The sequence below is a fragment of the Thalassospira sp. ABL2_045 genome, from assembly GCF_056161285.1.
Genome location: NZ_JBSWYV010000003.1, coordinates 122,311 through 140,705 on the forward strand (window position 1 = coordinate 122,311; position 18,395 = coordinate 140,705).

The following is an 18,395-nucleotide window of genomic DNA, read 5'->3' on the forward strand; positions in this document are numbered from 1 at the left end:
GAAATACCCGATCATTCACGATTGATCAATACAGCGCAGCCGCCCTCAGCCGCCATTTCGCGAAATATCAATATCGCGCATCTCGTTGCGCATGAATTCCAGCAGCGACTGGATCTTTGCACTGCGCGTGACACCTGCGGCGAAAACAGCATAGATCTCCAAATCCGGAAGATGGCAGTCTGGCAAAACCCACACCAACCTGCCATCCCTGATTTCATCCTGGACATCACAAAGTGGCACGACCGAAAGCCCATGCCCGCCCCGCATGAACTGCAATCGTGCGGTCGCGTTATCGACCCGCACATTGCCTTTGACCCGTACTTTCTTTTCCGCGCCGTCACACATCAAGGTCAGGGTTTCCGGCACGCGGCTATACATGACCCAGTCATGGGACGCCAATTCATCCACCGTTTCGGGGGCACCTACCCGTTCAAGGTATGTCGGGCTTGTGCATATAATCCGACGGGTTTGATAAAGCTTGAAACTCTTAAGGTCGGAGTTTTTAAGCGGGCCGGACCGGATACCGATATCAATGCCCATGCCGATCAGATCGACCACCTCGTCACTTAAATGCACATCAATTGCCACGTCCGGATATGTCTGCCGGAAGCGATCCAGAATGGGCACGATACGCAGATTCCCCAGATGGACCGAAGACGTGATTGAGATTTTGCCAACAGGCTCATCACGCAACTCCTCGACCCGTTTACGGGCTGCTTCGGCTTCAAGCGTGATGGTCCGGCAACTGTCGTAATACCGCGCACCTGCATCAGTCAGGCTGAAGGTGCGTGTGCTTCGGCGTAGCAACGGCACACCCAGCTTGGCTTCAAGCTGCCGGATTTGATGCGATATGGCAGCACGGCTTAGCCCCATCTTGCGGGCCGCGGCAGAAAACCCGCCTTCATCAACCACGCGGGCAAAGACCATCATGGCCCGGACTTCATCAAGTGCTGACATTCTTATCGCTCAAATATTTTGACAATCTGTTTAATTATTCACTCTAACGCAAATTTAGTCAGCCAGATACCATCACGGCAAATGAAATCCACGCACGGAGGAACTGATGCGTATTCTGATGATTGTTACCTCGCACGACAAAATGGGCGATACCGGCCACAAGACGGGTATCTGGCTTGAAGAGTTTGCCGCCCCCTATTACCGCTTCTTGGATGCTGGTGCCGAGATCACCCTTGCATCCCCCAAGGGCGGGCAGCCGCCGCTTGACCCCAACAGTCAGGTGCCTGATGCCCTGACCGATGCGACCAAGCGTTTTGAAAATGACCCCGATGCGCAGGCTGCATTTGCCAACACCGTCACGCTAGAAGGCCTCAAGGCAGATGACTTTGACGCCCTGTTCTATCCGGGTGGTCATGGCCCGCTTTGGGACCTTACGACGGATACCAAATCAATTGCCTTGATCGAAGCCTTCACCGCACAGGACAAACCGGTTGCGGCAGTCTGCCACGGCCCGGCGGCACTGGTTGACGCCAAGGGCACAGATGGCAAACCGTTGGTGTCGGGTAAGAAAGTCACCTGCTTCACCAATGACGAAGAAAAGGTCGTCGGGCTTGAAAACGTTGTTCCGATCTCGATCGAAGACGAATTCAAGAAACATGGTGGCCTGTTTGAACGCGGGGAAGACTGGGCGTCCTATGCAGTTGTGGATGGCAAACTTGTCACCGGTCAGAACCCGGCATCAAGTGAAGAAACGGCTGATGCTGTTCTGAAATTGCTTTCTGCGTAAATCGCTTGACCTTCCAGCGACTGGAAGGCGTATGTTCATGCCATAAAAACGAATCCTATGGAGATGAAACATGCGCCTGAAAGTCGAAAATATGAGCTGCAGTCACTGCGCAAACGCGGTGACCAAGGCATCCCAAAATGTCCCTGGCGTAGAAGATGCCAAGGTGGATCTTGAAGCTGGAGAACTGGCTGTATCGGGTGCGCCCGACCAAGCAACCCTGATTTCCGCCATCGACAAGGCTGGTTACCCGGCACAGGTGATTGAAGGTTAAGCTTCAAATCCTCACACAAAAAAAGCCGCCCGGTTGGGCGGCCTTTTCTTTGGTCTGATGATTAGCATCAGCCGAGGATTTTATCGCGCAGAAGCTTGTTGACCATTCCCGGGTTGGCCTTGCCGCCCGTGGCCTTCATGACCTGACCGACGAACCAGCCAAGCATTTTCTCCTTGCCGCCTTTGATTTCCTCGACCTTGCCGGGGTTGGCAGCAATGACTTCATCAATCGCGGTTTCAATCGCACCGGTATCGGTGATCTGCTTGAGACCTTTTTCCTCAACGATCTTTTCCGGATCGTCGCCGGTTTCGATCATGATTTCAAAGACATCCTTGGCGATACGGCCAGAAATGGTGTCGTTCGAGATCAGATCGATCAGCTTACCAAGGTTATCGGCCGTGACCGGGCTGTCGGCAATACCGACTTCTGCCTTGTTCAGCGCCCCAAACAGGTTAGTGATCACCCAGTTCGCCGCCAGCTTGCCATCACGGCCCTTGGCAACGACTTCGTAGTAATCCGCCTTTTCCTTTTCAGCGACAAGAACACCGGCATCATAGGCCGACAGACCGTTTTCACGCATGAAGCGGGCCTTTTTCTCATCGGGCAGTTCCGGCAGTTCTTTTTCGATTTCCGAAACGAATGCGTCGTCAAAGACCAGCGCCAGCAGATCCGGATCCGGGAAATAGCGATAGTCATGTGCCATTTCCTTGGAACGCATCGAGCGGGTTTCGCCCAGACGCTGATCATAGAGACGGGTTTCCTGCTGGATTTCACTGCCACCTTCGATCACTTCGATCTGGCGTTTTGCTTCGATCTCGATCGCCTGCATCACAAAACGGATGGAGTTGACGTTCTTGATTTCGCAACGCGTACCGAAACCTTCGCCCGGACGACGCACCGAAACGTTGGCATCGCAACGCATGGAGCCTTCGTTCATGTTGCCATCACACGTACCAAGATAACGCACAATCGCGCGCAGCTTGGTCAGATAGGCACCGGCTTCTTCCGGGGAGCGGATGTCAGGCATGGAAACGATTTCCATCAGCGCAACACCCGAGCGGTTCAGGTCGATATGCGAATATTTCGGGTCCTGATCGTGCATCGATTTACCGGCATCCTGTTCAAGATGCAGGCGTTCAATACCGACCGACTTGGTGGAACCATCAGGCATATCCAGAATGATCGTGCCTTCGCCGACAATCGGTTTATCGAACTGCGAAATCTGATAGCCCTGTGGCAGATCGGCATAGAAATAGTTTTTGCGGGCAAAAACGCTTTCCTGGTTGATCTTTGCCTTAAGGCCGAGACCGGTTTTAACCGCCTGACGCACGCATTCTGCGTTCACGACTGGAAGCATACCGGGCATCGCCGCATCAACGAGGCTGACATTGCTGTTGGGCTCGTTACCGAACTTGGTTGACGCACCAGAAAACAGCTTTGATTCGGAAATCACCTGACAATGGACTTCCAGACCGACAACGATTTCCCATGGGCCGGTTGAACCTTCAAGAATATAGCTCATGGATCAGCCCTCCTGCCCGGCAGGTTTTGCGGTAAAGTTGGCCGCACCTTCAAGCACGCCACCAACACGCAGAACGGTTTCTTCATCAAACGGCTTGCCAATCAGCTGCAGGCCAAGCGGCAGCCCCTCGGCCGAAAGACCGGTCGGCACCGAAAGGCCCGGAAGACCCGCAAGGCTTGCCGGAACCGTAAAGACGTCATTGAGATACATCTTGACCGGATCACCTTCGTTTTCGCCAATGGCAAAGGCCGCAGACGGTGCGGTCGGTGTCAGGATCGCATCGACCTGACCAAACGCACCTTCGAAGTCCTGATAGATGCGACGACGGACTTTGAGCGCCTTGTTGTAATAGGCGTCATAGTAACCAGCCGAGAGCACGTACGTACCGATCATGATACGGCGCTGGACTTCCTTGCCGAAACCAGCCGCACGCGACTTCATGTACATGTCGTCAAGGCTGTCGCCTTCATCCATGACACGCTGGCCATAACGCAGACCGTCATAACGTGCGAGGTTCGAGGACGCCTCAGCCGGGGCGACGATGTAATAGGTACCCAGCGCATATTTGGTGTGCGGCAAGGTCACATCGATCACTTCGGCACCGGCATCGCGCAGCATTGCAACGCCATCGTCCCAAAGCTTGCTGATTTCTTCGGGCATGCCATCAACACGGTATTCCTTCGGAATACCGATTTTCATGCCGCGAATGTCACCCGTGATGGCGGCTTCGAAATCAGGCACTGCAACCGGTGCAGACGTGCTGTCCTTGGCATCGTGACCGGCCATCGAACCCAGCATGATCGCCGCGTCGCGAACGGACTTGGTCATCGGGCCCGCCTGATCGAGCGAGCTTGCAAAGGCAACAATACCCCAGCGCGAGCAACGACCATAGGTCGGCTTCAGACCAACAATACCGCAATAGGATGCCGGCTGACGGATCGAACCACCGGTATCGGTACCAGTCGCCGCAAGCGCCATGTCAGCCGCAACCGCTGCTGCCGAACCACCAGACGACCCACCCGGAACCAGATCCTTGCCGGATTTGTCTTTCCAAGGGTTGACCACATTGCCGTAATAGGACGACGTGTTGGACGAGCCCATGGCGAACTCATCAAGGTTCGCCTTGCCCAGCATCACAGCGCCATTGCCAAACAGGTTGGTGGTGACGGTGGATTCATATTCCGGTTTGAAACCCTCAAGGATGTGCGATGCGGCCGTGGTCTGGACACCTTCGGTGCAGAACAGGTCTTTGACCGCAATCGGCAGGCCTTCCATCTTGCCAGCACTGCCCTTGGCGCGCTTGGCATCGGATGCCTTGGCCATTTCCATGGCCTTTTCCGGGGTTTCGGTGATGTACGCGTTCAGATTGCGAAGTGCGTCCATCGATTTCAGGTGTGCTTCGGTCAGCTCGACCGAGGTATAATCACCCTTTGCAAGCCCGTCGCGGGCTTCTGCAAGTGTCAGCTTTGTCAGATCAGTCATTATTCAACCACCTTGGGCACAACAAAACAGCCAGCATCGGTCATCGGTGCGTTTGACAGCACTTTTTGCTGGATATTGCCATCGGTGACTTCGTCCTTGCGCAACGGCAGGGTCAGATCAGCAACAGATGTCAGCGGCTCGCAGCCTTCAACATCGACTTCTTGCAGTTCCTCGACGAAATCGAGGATACGGGTCAGATCTCCCGCCAGTTCGGAAAGGCCTTCTTCAGACACGTTGATACGTGACAGATAGGCGATACGGCGAACTGTTTCCTTATCCAAAGACGACATGGATGAAAGTCTCTCTTAAGGAATGACAAAAACCCGGCAGACAGAACTCTGCCGGAACGTGAATTACAGCGCGGAAACTAGCACCCCGCCGCCCCTGCCGCAAGGGTTGGAAATGATCAGGAACGGCTGTTGTCGGGCTGTCTGGCCGATTAAACGCCCATACGCAAAAATATCGCTGCCCTGATCGGAACGGGGCATATGGAAACAAACAGGCCGGCAACGAAATCGTTGCCGGCCTGTTTCATGTTTTGACCTGCCCCGCATGAGGGGACGGAGAGACTTATCAGCTTAGCCCGGGCTCATACCACGCAGACGTTCGGAACGACGGCGCAGAAGTTCCACGGTCAGCAGCAGCAGGATCGAGACCGACACAAGGATGGTCGCGGCTGCCAGAATGGTCGGGGAAATCTGCTCACGCAGGCCGGTATACATCTGCCACGGCAGGGTCTGCTGGCGGGCAGAACCGACGAACAGCACAACAACCACTTCGTCAAACGAGGTGATGAAGGCGAACAGACCGCCTGAAATCACACCCGGCAGGATCAGAGGCATCTGAACCTTGAAGAAGGTGGTAACCGGGTTTGCACCCATGTTTGCTGCCGCACGGGTCAGCGACTTGTCAAATCCGACAAGCGTTGCCGTCACCGTGATAATCACGAACGGAATACCCAGAACAGCGTGAGCCAGGATCACCTTCACATAGCCGACAAAGGCCTGGTTGAGCCCCAGCTGGAGTTCAAGCCAGTTACCCAGCGGCGCGTAGAAGAAGAACATACCCGTTGCTGAAATGATCAGCGGCACGATCATCGGTGAAATCAAAACCGCCATCATCGCCTGACGGCCCGGCACGTGCGACTGGCTAAGACCGATCGCCGCAAGCGTACCCAGCGAAACCGAAATCAGCGTCGCAATCGGTGCAATAATCAACGAGTTCTTGAGCGGCACCATCCATTCGTCGGTACCGAGGAAATCGCGATAATGCTTTAGGCTATAACCCTCTGCCTTGAAGCTCAGCATTTCCGGCGTGAAGGTAAAGAAGTTCTCGGCATTGAAGCTGAGCCAGATCACCGGCAGAAGCGGTGCGATCAGGAAGAAGAACACAAACGCACAGATGAACATGAACGTGTTGTGCCAAAGAACCTGACCCGGCGTGTAGTAGATCGGAACACCGGCACGGTATTTACCGCTGCCGACCCAGTTTGCAAACCAGCCCATCGAAATCCCGACGATGAAGCCGCCAAACAGGCCACCAAGACCACCGAAAATCAAGCCAGCAGCACCGAAAACCACGCCAGTTGCGAGCGTTTTCTGTTTGCTTTTGACCTTGATGATTTTCGAGAAGACAAAGGCCAGTACCGCCCCGACTGCAGCACCAATGATAAACCCGGTCCATGGGCTGCCAAAGATGTTGCCGGTCACGAAGCCGAACATCGCGCCCAACACAGCCACAAGCGGCATGGTGAAGGACATCAATTCAGGCCGTTTCGTATAAGAGATTACTTCATTCATGGCCTTAGCCCCCCAACTTCACGTTATCGATGCCCACAATCTTGTCGTAGCACCAGTACAGGCCAAGAACGACGACGAGAAGAATGGACCCGAGTGCGGCCGCAAGGCCCCAGTTGAGCGAGCTGGAAATGTGATAGGCAATTCGGTTGGAGATGAAGACACCATCCGTACCACCAACAATTTCCGGCGTGATGTAGTAACCGATCGCAAGAATGAACACGAGGATCGAACCGGCACCAATGCCCGGCACCGACTGAGGGAAATAGACGCGCCAGAAGGCAGTCCAGTTCGTCGCACCAAGTGACTTGGCCGCGCGCTGATAGCTTGGCGGAATGGTTTTCATCACAGAATAGAGCGGCAATATCATGAAGGGCAGCAGGATGTGGGTCATCGCAATGACCGTACCTGTTGCATTGTTCATCAGGATCAGACGATCCGCATCATTGACAAATCCAAGCCAGACAAGGATTTCGTTGATCACCCCTTGCTGCTGCAATAGCACCTTCCAGGCCGATGTACGCACCAGAAGCGACGTCCAGAACGGCAGGAGAACCAGGATCATCAGGATGCTTGCTGTACGCATCGGCAGGTTGGCCAGAAGCCATGCCACCGGATAACCAAGCACAATGCAGCTGGCGGTAATGATCAGCGCCATGATCAGCGTACGCGTAAACAGCGTCGTGTAGATCTGCTGGTTGTCAGGCTTTGACTCAATTCCGTCCGGCGTCAGGGTCATATCCACCGAGTTCAGGAAGTAACCCGGTGTCAGGCTCGGAGAATAGAGCTTGATCATGGACCAGACTTCGGCAGAACCCCAATCTTCGTCTTCTTCGACAAAGGCTTGACGGAAACCAAATTGCGGCAGCTGATCAATATTGGCAGCCGCGGCCTGCAGGGCGCTTGCACCCGGCCCGCCATAGCTATTGATTGCCGACACGGTCTCCGGACTAGTCAAATCCATGCCAAGAGCGCCATAAACGGACTCCCACGGATCTTCTTCAGAAACCGTGTCCTCGTCCATAATGGCGGCCCAAATCGCGAAATCAGTATAGGCTTTTGCGGTCCATGGCAGCATTTCGACAATGTCTGCGGACGGCACGAAGCCAACATCACCGCTCATGTCTTCGTCAGACATAAGCGCCAGCATTTCGCGGCGCTGATCAAGGAATCCTTGGCCACCGGTTCCAGACATCATCTCGAACCAGAAGGAACCTTCTTCAAAGGCGGGATCAATGTCTTCAAGCGGGTCCTGCCAGAGTTCGCCCATATCATCAAGCGAACGACCGGTGGTCCGGAACAGCGATGATACGCCGGTTTGTTCGTAGTTCAGGCGCGTACCAAGGCGCGTATGCTGCTTTGCTTCCCCGGCTTTGAACAAATCGATGTAAAGATTGCGATAAACGTCTTCGTGCGGCGGTTGACCGGTGGAACCGTCCCATTCGGACAGTGCAACAACGGTGCCCGGAATCGTATTGGGCACGATATCGTTCTCAACCGACCGGAAAAGCATCGAGAGGATCGGTACGATAAAGGTCACCACCACAAAAATCAAAAGCGGTGCAACCAGCATGAGCGCGCGCATCTTTTGGCGCATCAATGCTCTTCGTAGACTTTGTTTTAGTGGTCTGCCATCAGCAGCTAACACTACTTCTTGTGATGTATCACCCATTACGCCCCCGTAAGCCTGCCCCGGTGTTTTCGGTCTGTTTTATCGACTGGCAATTTATTTATAGCGATCTTAGTCGGTAAAGGGGGCCGCGCACGGCCCCCTTCCCTTAGCTCTTATTGAGCGAGCCAAGCCTGGAACTTGGCATCGATGTCGTCACGGTAGTCAGCCCAGAACTCGTAGTTGTAGAGGAACGTGTTCTTGGCGTTGTCCGGATCGGTCGGCATGTGCGGAGCCATGTCGATACCGAGGTCTGCATGCTTACCAACAAGCGGTGCCGAGGAGAAACGAGCCGGGCCATACGAGATGTATTTAGCCTGGTCAGCAAGACGCTGGGTGTCGGTTGCGAACTTCACGAAGTCCAGAACGCGATTCAGGCGATCTTCCGGAAGACCTGCCGGAATGATCCATCCGTCAAGGTCGAAGACCTGTGCGTCCCAAAGCATGGAGATCGGCTGATCCTGTTCAACGATTGCGGAGAACAGACGACCGTTATAGGTCGAGCCCATAAAGACTTCGCCGTCAGCCAGAAGCTGCGGGGTATCTGCACCAGCACTCCACCAGATGACGCTGTCTTTGATGGTTGCCAGTTTGTCGAGAGCCTGCTGCTGGCCTTCTTCGGTTTCAAGAACGCTGTACACTTCGTCCTTGGCAACACCGTCACAGAGCAGAGCCCATTCCATGTTGTTGATCGGGCGTTTCTCAAGCGAACGCATGCCCGGATAGGTTTCGGTGTCGAACAGGGCACAGATGTCGGTCGGTGCCGGGGTTCCGTCCGGAACCATATCGTTACGATAACCGAAAGTGGTCGAGTAAACGATCTGCGGAATGAAGCAATCGCTTACGAGGAGATCACCGAAGTCATCTTCTGCAGAGGTGCCGTCCGGCGCTGCTGCAAGAACTTCGTCCGGATCGATCTCCATTGCAAGGCCTTCATCGCAAAGGCGCATTGCGTCAGCAGCAACAACGTCAACCAGATCCCAGGTTACGTTGTTTGCTTCGTTCATCGCACGCAGTTTTGCAACAGCTTCAGCGGAGCTTTCATCCCAAGTGATCGAAACACCCGGGTTGTTCTCCATGTAAGGCTCAGCATAAGCCTTGATCTGGCTGTTCTGGTATGCACCGCCCCAGCTGACGAGGGTCATGTCCGATGCCATGTGGTCATCGGCATATGCCGCACCAGTTGCGACAACGAGCAGAGCTGTTGAAGCAGTGAGGGTTTTAATGAGTTGCATTAATAGACTCCCTGATTGTTTCCCGGACTATTCGTTGAGGACCAGCACCCGGGCGTGCAGGTCCTGTATCTGCCTGACTCAAAGATTAATTACGACGCGTCGAGCGCGCGGCAATCCTCTGCAAGCCAGCCGATTTCAATCTCTGTCCCCGGCGTCAGGCGAACCTGATCGGGCGCGTTCCTGGTTTTGATGATGAACTCATCATTTCCAGCCACACGCAAACGTGTACGGAATATATCACCCATATAGATGAATTCGAGCACCTCGGCCTTGAGCGTATGAGCATCTTCATGCAGACGATCACGGTTATATTCGACACGTTCAGGACGGATCGAAACACGCGTGCGTTCGCCAACTTCGCTCACATTGACCGGAACGGCATCGATGACTTCGCCACCATCAAGCTGAACAACACAGGTGTTGCCCTTGATTTCCTTGACGATGCCTTCGAGCGTATTGTTCTCACCGATAAACTGCGCAACAAAGCTGTTCTCGGGTGCTTCGTACAGTTTATCTGGCGGTGCAAGCTGCTGAATACGACCATCATCAAACACAGCGACGCGGTCTGACATGGTCAGTGCCTCGGTCTGGTCATGGGTCACGTAAACAGTGGTAATGCCAAGCTCATGGGCAAGGTGCGTAATTTCAAACTGCATCTTCTCGCGAAGCTGCTTGTCGAGTGCGCCAAGCGGTTCATCCATCAGAACCAGTTCCGGCTCAAACACCAGCGCACGCGCCAAAGCGACACGCTGCTGCTGACCACCGGAAAGCTGTGCCGGACGACGGCCACCAAAGCTGCCCATTTCGACCATGTCGAGTGCGCGCTTGACCTTTTCTTCCTGTTCCGCCTTGCCCATTTTGCGGACTTCAAGCGGGAAAGCCAGGTTTTCGGCGATCGTCATGTGCGGGAAGAGTGCGTAGTTCTGGAAGACCATGCCGATACCACGTTTATGCGGCGGGATATCGTTGATCGAAACGCCACCCAGACGAATATCGCCGTGAGTCGCAGTTTCAAAACCGGCAAGCATCATAAGGCAAGTTGTCTTGCCCGACCCTGACGGACCAAGCATCGTCAGGAACTCGCCCTTCGGCATGGTTAGGTTGAGATCTTTAACGACGAGTGACTCGCCGTCATAGCTTTTCTGTACACGTTCAAACTCAACGAACGCTTCATTCGATGCACCGTCGGCCAAACCCTATACCCCCTGATATGTCATTGTTTGTTCAGCGTTTTCGCTCTTGGTGATTATTCTATGCGGAAATCCACTGGAACCAATCCAGAATGACGGTTCCTGAACCCCATGGATAGAAGCATTGCGACACTACCATGTAACAGGTGCGCTGCGTCTGCCTGTTTTGTCTCTCTCAAGATGACCTGCATGTATGCGGTCAGTGTGCTTCGCCCTGCTTATTTCGATTTCGATTAATTTCTGCAGTGCGACATTAAAACAAACCTGCTATGGCACTTCAACCCCCCATAATTCATAAAGATTTTTCCGCTAGGAAATCCGCTATTCTTTGCGGTGTTTAGTATAAAATTCGCTTATGTGCGCAAATGAGCATGTTTTCTTCCATAAATCGGAAAACGATAGACTTGCTTTGCACTGGAAATTCCCGCCAAACACACCTATAAGGTCGCCATGATTTGTAATGATACTCAGGAAATGCTGCGGTTCTTGCCACCGGCAGCACGTGTTTTGGGCCTTGACCTTGGTACCAAGACAATTGGCGTTGCCCTGTCGGATGTCGGGCTTCAGATTGCTTCACCTTATGAACTGATCTCGCGCAAGAAGTTCACGCGAGACATCGCGCAGCTTTCTTCGATCATCGACAAGCAGAATGTCGGCGGCATCATTATCGGCTTCCCGCGCGAGCTTGACGGTACGATCGGCAAGGCCTGCCATCGCGTCTATGCGTTTGTCGATGAAATGGAAAAGTATATCGACCTGCCGGTTCTGATGTGGGACGAGCGCCTGTCGACCAACGCCGTCGAGCGCATCCTGATCGACGAAGTCGACATGACCCGCAAACGTCGCGCTGAGGTCGTCGACAAGACGGCTGCTGCCTATATTCTGCAAGGGGCGCTGGACCATCTGAACCGCCATACGGATCCCGGCGAAAACGCCGAACCCGATGAAGACGATATCGAGGCTGACGAAGACTAATCCGGCCAGATGTCTTGGCAAAACAGTTCAAAGCTGCCTGTTTATTCAGGCAGCTTTTTTATTCGGTCCGTATCACCATCATCACGCCAAAGAATCGTGATGGCGGAAGAATAAGGGTGTCCCCCTGCTCGATCGCGCCCATGGCAATGGCCGCGTCAGAGATCTTGGCAAGATCATCCACAATCAACTCAAACCCGGCAAATCCATCGGTCGGGAAAGCCGGATCTTCAATACCATAGCGCTCGACCAACTCATCCCCGTGCAAGGCATCGACGATCCCGTCTACTCCGATCTCGGCATAAAAATCGCGCACGGCGTCCGCTGCCCAATGATCAATCACGACCTTACCGATTCTGAGCGCCCCGTTTTCGTGGGTCTGATAGGCCGGGAAATAGAAATTCTGGACCGGATGACGATGCTGGCAGACAAACGTTACGGCATGGCGCAGCAACGGGTGGTTCGCATAGGCAAGCGAGAACGCCACGCCAACCGTGTCCCCGTCCGGTGTCTTTGCATCCCTTTCGAAATGAAACACCGGCGGGACAGCCGCCCCTGCGGCTATGAACCTTTCGCGGTCCTGCTCGGCATCGTCGGACTGCAGGGCAAGCATCGACATACCTTCACGTTGGCGCAGATAATCGCGGTTATAGATCGGAAAGGAGAACGGCTGGGCAAGGTCGGTCTCGGCAATCTTGGCTGGATCAACGACGGAAAGAAGTTCGATATATATCCCGTCCAGCTGCACCAGCGCATTACCGGTCCCGAAGGGATGAACTGCACGCGGAGTCACTGTGAAGCCAAGCTTTGAATAAGCGGCGATAGCGGCATCAAGATCATTCACACATAAGACAATGTGATCAATCGCGCGTGTCATGGCGTCCCTTTCCTTGAATATTCAGCGACCTGGACGACTTTTGAGTGCAAGCAGTGTATAGACGCCAAAACCTGTTGGCTGTGCTGACTATCACATCAAAAAAGCACGGGCAAAGAACAACTGGCGCTCAAATGAATTTTAGTCACCTGAACTGATGACGGGTCGCGAGTGTATTTCACCGGGGCCACATTGGTGGTAACACTGGGGTGGTATTGACCTTTTCTCCGCACATGGTGCTGAAAGTCCGTTGATGATCACCATCCTGTCCGCCTTGCTGCCAACCTTTGCCCTGATCGTTCTGGGCTATGTGTTGCGTGAACGGAAATTCCTGCCAGACAGCTTCTGGCCAGGTGCGGAAAAGCTGACCTATTTCATCACCTTTCCCGCCCTTTTATTTTCCAACACGGCAAAGGCCGACCTCGGCAGCCTGCCGCTGATCGGAATTGCGACGGCGATGCTCGGCACGATTGCCATTTGCACGGTCCTGATCCGGGCAGTCCGCCCCCTGCTTAACGTATCTGCGCCGACTTTCTCGTCCCTGGTTCAAGGCGCCATTCGACCCAACACCTATATCGGGCTTGCCGTTGCGGCCGCCTTGCTTGGAACCCATGGCCTGACCGTCACGGCACTTTGCGTGGCGCTGGTTGTCCCGACGGTGAATGTCATATCGGTTCTGGCCTGCGCACATTTGGGCGACAATGACCGCAAGCCGGGCGTTTTATCCTTGCTCCGTGATGTTGCTAAAAATCCGCTTTTGATGGCCTGCGTATTGGGCAGCGTATTTAATGTGCTCGATATCGGATTACCGCCCATTGTGGGTCCGTTCCTCGAAGTTCTTGGTCGCGCGGCCCTGCCCGTCGGCTTGCTGGCGGTTGGTGCGGGTCTTGATCTTGGTGCAGCGCGCCGTGCGGGTTTTCCGGTTGGTATTTCGACCATCGGCAAGCTGGCGCTAAGCCCGGCAATTGCCGCGTGCCTCTGCCAGGCGCTTGGGCTGCCCGCGACCGAGCTTGCGGCTGTCGTGCTTTATGCCGCCCTTCCCTGTTCGGCCAGCGCGTATGTTCTAGCCCGCCTGATGGGCGGCGACGCGCAAATGATGGCCAGCATCATTACCGTGCATACCCTTTCCGCCATCGCCACCATGCCGGTGATCGCCATTCTGGTTCAGGTTGTTTGATCGCCACGGTGATCTGACCAATTGGTCAGGAAAACACAACCAATTGGCGGGAATATTTACCTTTTCGTGACTGGGGCAATTCGTTATGCTCCGCGCGAAATTCTTGCAAGACCATCCAAGGGAAATGTGCAACGCCATGAGCGTCATGGGACCAGCGGCGGATCATTATCCGCACCCACACCTCCTCGGGATCGAGGGCCTGACCCCCGGGGAAATCACCCTTATTCTGGACCGCGCCCAGCACTATGCGGAAAAAAACCGCTCCGCTGACAAGACCAGCAATATTCTGGCCGGCGCGACAGTTGTTAATCTGTTTTATGAAAACTCGACCCGGACGCTGACATCGTTCGAACTTGCCGCCAAACGCCTTGGTGCAGATGTCATCAACATGACAGTCGGCACAAGTTCGGTCAAAAAGGGTGAAACCCTGATTGATACGGCCATGACGCTAAACGCCATGAACCCGGATGCCCTTGTTGTCCGCCATGGTGACAGCGGCGCGGTCAAACTGCTGAGTGAGAAGGTCAACTGCGCAGTCCTGAACGCCGGTGACGGTCGCCACGAGCACCCGACCCAGGCGCTTCTCGATGCGCTGACCATCCGCCGCCACAAGGGACGTCTGCACCGCCTTAATGTTGCGATTTGTGGTGATATTGCCCATTCGCGGGTGGCACGATCCAACATCCTGCTTTTGAACACCATGGGATCACGCGTGCGCCTGGTCGCGCCACCGACCCTGATCCCGTCAAAGATCGATCGGATGGGTGTCGAAATCTTCCACGACATGGAAGAAGGCCTGAAGGACTGCGACATCGTCATGATGCTGCGCCTGCAGCTGGAACGCATGGAAGGAAGCTTCATTCCGTCTGTGCGCGAATATTTCCATTTCCATGGCCTTGATCGCGCCAAACTGGCCAATGCCAAGCCCGACGCGCTCATCATGCATCCCGGTCCGATGAACCGCGGGGTCGAAATCGACAGTGAAGTCGCAGATGACGTGGAACGTTCTGTCATTCGTGAACAGGTCGAAATGGGGGTTGCGGTGCGCATGGCAGCGCTTGAATTGCTCGTGCAGAACCACAGAAAGATGGGAGGTCAGGCATGAGCCCCGCAATTCGCGCCAAGGGTGCTGGCAAAAAGGCCTTCATCAATGCCCGCCTGCTTGATCCGGTCAAACAGACCGATGAAACCGGCGGCCTTCTGATCGAAGATGACACCATCCTTAAAAGCGGTCCGGACATTACCGAGGCCTCGGTTCCCGACGGCTTTGAGATTATTGACCTTGGTGGTGCCTGCCTGGCGCCTGGCCTGGTCGATATGCGTGCGCAGCTGCGTGAACCGGGTTTTGAGCATCAGGAAACCATTGAGACCGCAGGCAAGTCGGCCGCAATTGGTGGTGTCACAACCATCATCGCCCTGCCCAACACCGATCCGGTGATTGATGACGTCGCGGGCGTTGAGTTCATCGCCCGGCGTGCGCGCAAGGTCGGTTTGGCCAAGGTGTTTGTCTATGGCGCGGTGTCAAAGGGGATTTCTGGTCAGGAAATCACCGAGATGGGCCTTTTGCATCAGGCAGGTGCTGTGGCGTTCTGTGACGGCATCAACACCATTGCCAGTGCGCGCCTGCTGCGTCAGGCACTTTCCTATTCCGCCTTCTTTGACGGCATGATCGTCCAGCACCCCGAAGAGCCCGAGCTTTCCAAGGGTGCCGCCATGAATAGTGGCGAACTGGCGACCCGACTTGGCCTTTCAGGCGTTTCACCACTCGCCGAAGTCATTCAGATCGAACGTGACATGCGCCTTGTTGAAATGACTGGTGGGCGTCTGCATTTTGCCCATATCTCAACCGGGGAATCGGTTGATGTCATCCGCAAGGCAAAGAAACGCGGCCTGAAAGTCACCTGCGATACGGCACCGCCCTATTTTGCACTCAATGAAAATGCGGTTTCGGACTACCGCACCTTTGCCAAGCTTTCCCCGCCGCTTCGATCCGAAGATGATCGTCAGGCAATTGTTGCGGGCTTGGCCGACGGAACGATTGATGCGATTGCATCGGATCATAACCCGCAGGATGCAGATTCCAAGCGCCTGCCCTTTGCGCAGGCCGCAGCGGGTGCTGTCGGGTTTGAAACGCTGCTTCCGATGGCGCTGGAGCTTTATCACAACGATCACATGTCGCTTCTTGATGTGATCACCAAACTGACCCGGACGCCTGCAGAGCTGGTGCGCATCAAGGGCGCTGGAACGCTTGGCGAAGGAACGGCTGCCGATCTTGTGATCTTTGATCCGGATCGCCCGTGGAAAATCGATCCCTATCAGTTCCAGTCGAAATCCAAAAACTCCCCATTTGATGGCCGTTTGACGCAGGGACGTGTATTGCGCACCCTGATTGATGGTCGTGAAGTCTTCTCGGAAGGTGCCTGAAATGGAACTTGATGCCACCTACAAGGCAATGTTGATGTCGCTGCAGGTCGCCACCGTGTGTGGTTATCTGTTGGGCTCGATCCCGTTCGGACTGGTTTTGACCCGCATGGCCGGCCTCGGTGATATCCGACAGATCGGCTCCGGTAACATCGGTGCGACAAACGTTCTGCGCACCGGGCGCAAGGGGCTGGCCTTTCTGACCCTGATCGGGGATGCGGGCAAAGGGGCCTTTGCCGCCTTGCTGTTCACCCACCTTTATGGTGCCGAACAAGGCATCTTTGCCGGTGGTGCCGCGGTGTTTGGTCACATGTTCCCGATCTGGCTTCGGTTTAAAGGTGGCAAAGGGGTCGCGACAACCCTTGGCACGCTGGCAGCTGTTAACTGGATCATGGGGCTTTGTGCGGCCCTGACATGGCTGATCATGGCGATGCTTTTCCGCATTTCATCCCTTTCAGCATTGATTGCGATGATCGCAGCTCCGCTGGCGGCGTTCTTTATTGCCAATGACCCGGGTGCCGGGTGGCTTGGGGTGTTTCTTGCCGTGATCGTCTGGCTTGCCCATCACGCGAATATCGGTCGATTGCTGCGCGGTGAAGAACCCAAGATCGGCCAGAAGAAAAAGCAGGCTGACGAAGAAACCACGGCGTAACCGACGCAAACCGCCCCTTCGAATAGCTTGACGAACGAACGCCCGGATGATCACAATCCGGGCGTTATGCATTTTCCCGACCAACAACCCACGCGATTATCTCAATCAGAACGCCTCGCACGCATGCGACTGGCGCGCAGTATCAATGTTGGTCCGGTTACATTTCGCAAAATGCTTGAACGGTTTGGTTCTGGCCGCAACGCGATTGACGCCCTGCCCGATATCATCGCGCATGCCAAAACACCGCGACAAATCAAACTGGCTACCCGCGATGAGACGGTTTCAGAGATTGAAACCGCCAAGGCATGCGGGGCAAAACCAATTATATTTGGCGATCCGGAATACCCCACCCTACTGACCAGCATCGATGATGCGCCCCCCTATTTCTATGCCATCGGTCGGATCGAGCTCCTGACAAAAACAGCCATCGGTATTGTTGGTGCGCGCAATGCCTCGGCAACCGGGTGCGGTTTCGCCCGAAAAATCAGCCATGAACTGGTAACTGCTGGCTATGTGGTCGTATCAGGCATGGCACGTGGCATTGATGGCGCGGTACATGCCGCAGCTCTGCAAGGCCCAGGCGATCTTGTTGGTGGCACCGTTGCCGTTCTGGGGGGTGGCGTGGATGTTGTGTACCCGCGTGAACATCAGGACCTTTATGACAAGCTCTGTGATCAAGGCTGTGTGATATCGGAAATGCCGCCCGGCCTGAAACCACAGGCACGCCACTTCCCCCGTCGCAACCGCATCATATCCGGTCTGTCTTCTGGGGTTGTTGTCGTAGAGGCCGGCCGTAATTCCGGTTCCTTGATTACGGCACGATTTGCCGCCGAACAGGGACGCGATGTCTTTGCCGTTCCGGGCTCGCCAACAGATCCGCGCGCGGCTGGCCCAAACAGTCTGATCCGCGATGGGGCGATCCTGTGCGACTCTGCCGACGTAATTTTGGATGCAGTCCGCCAGGCAGAGAAGAACAGCAATCTGTTTGAAGAATTTCACACCTTCAACACAGACGCCCGAACAAACAGCGCAAACCCGTCCTCGGGCACATATGCTGAGATCTATGCTTCTGTTGAACAGGACGCCATGACGCGTGATATGAACAAAACCACGCAACCAATTGAAATAACTACATTTGAAAGCGATTCTGTCGCCGACATCACCCCTGTCGAAGATGCCGAGAAACTATTTGATTTGCTCTCGTCATCTCCCCTTCTTGTGGATGAACTCATCCGTACGTCGGACTTGCCTGCCGAACAGGTTTCGACAATTTTGATTGAACTCGAACTTGCAGGAAGGGTTGAACGTCACCCCGGAAATAGGGTATCGCGTATCGCCAAATGAGAGTCGCGTCGAAGTCGGATGTGACAAATATTGTTGTGATTTGCCG

General features: G+C 54.8%; 17 protein-coding genes. 8 read left to right on the top strand and 9 right to left on the bottom strand.

Annotated elements, in window-relative coordinates; genetic code table 11:
* Positions 1–45: 45 nt before the first annotated feature.
* A complete protein-coding gene (locus ACXAIA_RS06565; RefSeq protein ID WP_475348632.1) occupies positions 46–957 on the bottom strand; it encodes a LysR family transcriptional regulator in 912 nt (303 codons plus the stop codon).
* 106 nt (positions 958–1,063) lie between these two features.
* Here ACXAIA_RS06565 and ACXAIA_RS06570 point away from each other — a divergent pair, with 106 nt between their 5' ends.
* Positions 1,064–1,744 carry a type 1 glutamine amidotransferase domain-containing protein gene (locus ACXAIA_RS06570; protein ID WP_475348633.1) on the top strand — a complete coding sequence of 227 codons (681 nt, stop codon included), beginning with the start codon at positions 1,064–1,066 and terminating at the stop codon, positions 1,742–1,744.
* A 70-nt stretch (positions 1,745–1,814) separates the two neighbouring features.
* Positions 1,815–2,015, top strand: coding sequence for a heavy-metal-associated domain-containing protein (locus tag ACXAIA_RS06575; RefSeq protein WP_475348634.1), 201 nt, complete (start codon positions 1,815–1,817; stop codon positions 2,013–2,015).
* A 67-nt stretch (positions 2,016–2,082) separates the two neighbouring features.
* Here ACXAIA_RS06575 and gatB read toward each other — a convergent pair whose 3' ends face one another.
* The 7 genes from gatB to ACXAIA_RS06610 form a co-directional block, all read right to left on the bottom strand.
* Positions 2,083–3,537, bottom strand: a complete 1,455-nt coding sequence (gatB, locus tag ACXAIA_RS06580; protein WP_475348635.1) for an Asp-tRNA(Asn)/Glu-tRNA(Gln) amidotransferase subunit GatB — start codon at positions 3,535–3,537, stop codon at positions 2,083–2,085.
* Between the two features lie 3 nt (positions 3,538–3,540).
* On the bottom strand, positions 3,541–5,019 hold the full coding sequence (gatA, locus tag ACXAIA_RS06585) for an Asp-tRNA(Asn)/Glu-tRNA(Gln) amidotransferase subunit GatA (protein WP_475348636.1): 1,479 nt from the start codon (positions 5,017–5,019) through the stop codon (positions 3,541–3,543).
* Entirely contained in the window at positions 5,019–5,309 is a 291-nt protein-coding gene (gene gatC / locus ACXAIA_RS06590) for an Asp-tRNA(Asn)/Glu-tRNA(Gln) amidotransferase subunit GatC (RefSeq protein ID WP_008890773.1), read from the bottom strand. Before gatC ends, gatA begins: the two co-directional genes overlap by 1 nt.
* A 288-nt stretch (positions 5,310–5,597) precedes the next feature.
* Positions 5,598–6,818 carry an ABC transporter permease gene (locus tag ACXAIA_RS06595; RefSeq protein ID WP_475348637.1) on the bottom strand — a complete coding sequence of 407 codons (1,221 nt, stop codon included), beginning with the start codon at positions 6,816–6,818 and terminating at the stop codon, positions 5,598–5,600.
* 4 nt (positions 6,819–6,822) lie between these two features.
* Positions 6,823–8,412, bottom strand: a complete 1,590-nt coding sequence (locus ACXAIA_RS06600; protein ID WP_475348638.1) for an ABC transporter permease — start codon at positions 8,410–8,412, stop codon at positions 6,823–6,825.
* Positions 8,413–8,600: 188 nt separating this feature from the next.
* Entirely contained in the window at positions 8,601–9,719 is a 1,119-nt protein-coding gene (locus tag ACXAIA_RS06605) for an extracellular solute-binding protein (RefSeq protein WP_475348639.1), read from the bottom strand.
* 89 nt (positions 9,720–9,808) lie between these two features.
* Complete coding sequence (locus tag ACXAIA_RS06610) at positions 9,809–10,912, bottom strand: ABC transporter ATP-binding protein (protein WP_475348640.1); 1,104 nt, start codon at positions 10,910–10,912, stop codon at positions 9,809–9,811.
* Positions 10,913–11,359: 447 nt separating this feature from the next.
* Here ACXAIA_RS06610 and ruvX point away from each other — a divergent pair, with 447 nt between their 5' ends.
* Positions 11,360–11,884, top strand: coding sequence for a Holliday junction resolvase RuvX (gene ruvX, locus ACXAIA_RS06615; RefSeq protein WP_475348641.1), 525 nt, complete (start codon positions 11,360–11,362; stop codon positions 11,882–11,884).
* A 58-nt stretch (positions 11,885–11,942) separates the two neighbouring features.
* On the opposite strand, the gene ACXAIA_RS06620 is transcribed toward ruvX, so the two are convergent.
* Positions 11,943–12,758 (bottom strand): VOC family protein, encoded by an 816-nt coding sequence (locus ACXAIA_RS06620; protein ID WP_475348642.1) that lies wholly within the window; start codon positions 12,756–12,758, stop codon positions 11,943–11,945.
* A 250-nt stretch (positions 12,759–13,008) separates the two neighbouring features.
* Here ACXAIA_RS06620 and ACXAIA_RS06625 point away from each other — a divergent pair, with 250 nt between their 5' ends.
* From ACXAIA_RS06625 to dprA, 5 genes are all read left to right on the top strand, one after another.
* Complete coding sequence (locus tag ACXAIA_RS06625; RefSeq protein WP_475348643.1) at positions 13,009–13,932, top strand: AEC family transporter; 924 nt, start codon at positions 13,009–13,011, stop codon at positions 13,930–13,932.
* A gap of 145 nt (positions 13,933–14,077) precedes the next feature.
* Positions 14,078–15,037: an aspartate carbamoyltransferase catalytic subunit gene (locus tag ACXAIA_RS06630; RefSeq protein ID WP_297021309.1), complete on the top strand. Its 960-nt coding sequence runs from the start codon at positions 14,078–14,080 to the stop codon at positions 15,035–15,037.
* Positions 15,034–16,356 carry a dihydroorotase gene (locus tag ACXAIA_RS06635; protein WP_475348644.1) on the top strand — a complete coding sequence of 441 codons (1,323 nt, stop codon included), beginning with the start codon at positions 15,034–15,036 and terminating at the stop codon, positions 16,354–16,356. Before ACXAIA_RS06630 ends, ACXAIA_RS06635 begins: the two co-directional genes overlap by 4 nt.
* Before the next feature lies 1 nt (position 16,357).
* Positions 16,358–17,005 (top strand): glycerol-3-phosphate 1-O-acyltransferase PlsY, encoded by a 648-nt coding sequence (plsY, locus tag ACXAIA_RS06640; RefSeq protein ID WP_475348645.1) that lies wholly within the window; start codon positions 16,358–16,360, stop codon positions 17,003–17,005.
* A 66-nt stretch (positions 17,006–17,071) separates the two neighbouring features.
* Positions 17,072–18,349, top strand: a complete 1,278-nt coding sequence (gene dprA, locus ACXAIA_RS06645) for a DNA-processing protein DprA (protein ID WP_475348815.1) — start codon at positions 17,072–17,074, stop codon at positions 18,347–18,349.
* Positions 18,350–18,395: the final 46 nt, after the last annotated feature.

What these genes read in the sequence shown, in the direction of transcription:
- ACXAIA_RS06565 (WP_475348632.1), bottom strand. Translation starts at nt 957, where the DNA reads ATGTCAGCACTTGATGAAGTCCGGGCCATGATGGTCTTTGCCCGCGTG.
- ACXAIA_RS06570 (WP_475348633.1), top strand. Translation starts at nt 1,064, where the DNA reads ATGCGTATTCTGATGATTGTTACCTCGCACGACAAAATGGGCGATACC.
- ACXAIA_RS06575 (WP_475348634.1), top strand. Translation starts at nt 1,815, where the DNA reads ATGCGCCTGAAAGTCGAAAATATGAGCTGCAGTCACTGCGCAAACGCG.
- gatB (WP_475348635.1), bottom strand. Translation starts at nt 3,537, where the DNA reads ATGAGCTATATTCTTGAAGGTTCAACCGGCCCATGGGAAATCGTTGTC.
- gatA (WP_475348636.1), bottom strand. Translation starts at nt 5,019, where the DNA reads ATGACTGATCTGACAAAGCTGACACTTGCAGAAGCCCGCGACGGGCTT.
- gatC (WP_008890773.1), bottom strand. Translation starts at nt 5,309, where the DNA reads ATGTCGTCTTTGGATAAGGAAACAGTTCGCCGTATCGCCTATCTGTCA.
- ACXAIA_RS06595 (WP_475348637.1), bottom strand. Translation starts at nt 6,818, where the DNA reads ATGAATGAAGTAATCTCTTATACGAAACGGCCTGAATTGATGTCCTTC.
- ACXAIA_RS06600 (WP_475348638.1), bottom strand. Translation starts at nt 8,412, where the DNA reads ATGCGCCAAAAGATGCGCGCGCTCATGCTGGTTGCACCGCTTTTGATT.
- ACXAIA_RS06605 (WP_475348639.1), bottom strand. Translation starts at nt 9,719, where the DNA reads ATGCAACTCATTAAAACCCTCACTGCTTCAACAGCTCTGCTCGTTGTC.
- ruvX (WP_475348641.1), top strand. Translation starts at nt 11,360, where the DNA reads ATGATTTGTAATGATACTCAGGAAATGCTGCGGTTCTTGCCACCGGCA.
- ACXAIA_RS06620 (WP_475348642.1), bottom strand. Translation starts at nt 12,758, where the DNA reads ATGACACGCGCGATTGATCACATTGTCTTATGTGTGAATGATCTTGAT.
- ACXAIA_RS06625 (WP_475348643.1), top strand. Translation starts at nt 13,009, where the DNA reads ATGATCACCATCCTGTCCGCCTTGCTGCCAACCTTTGCCCTGATCGTT.
- ACXAIA_RS06630 (WP_297021309.1), top strand. Translation starts at nt 14,078, where the DNA reads ATGGGACCAGCGGCGGATCATTATCCGCACCCACACCTCCTCGGGATC.
- ACXAIA_RS06635 (WP_475348644.1), top strand. Translation starts at nt 15,034, where the DNA reads ATGAGCCCCGCAATTCGCGCCAAGGGTGCTGGCAAAAAGGCCTTCATC.
- plsY (WP_475348645.1), top strand. Translation starts at nt 16,358, where the DNA reads ATGGAACTTGATGCCACCTACAAGGCAATGTTGATGTCGCTGCAGGTC.
- dprA (WP_475348815.1), top strand. Translation starts at nt 17,072, where the DNA reads ATGCATTTTCCCGACCAACAACCCACGCGATTATCTCAATCAGAACGC.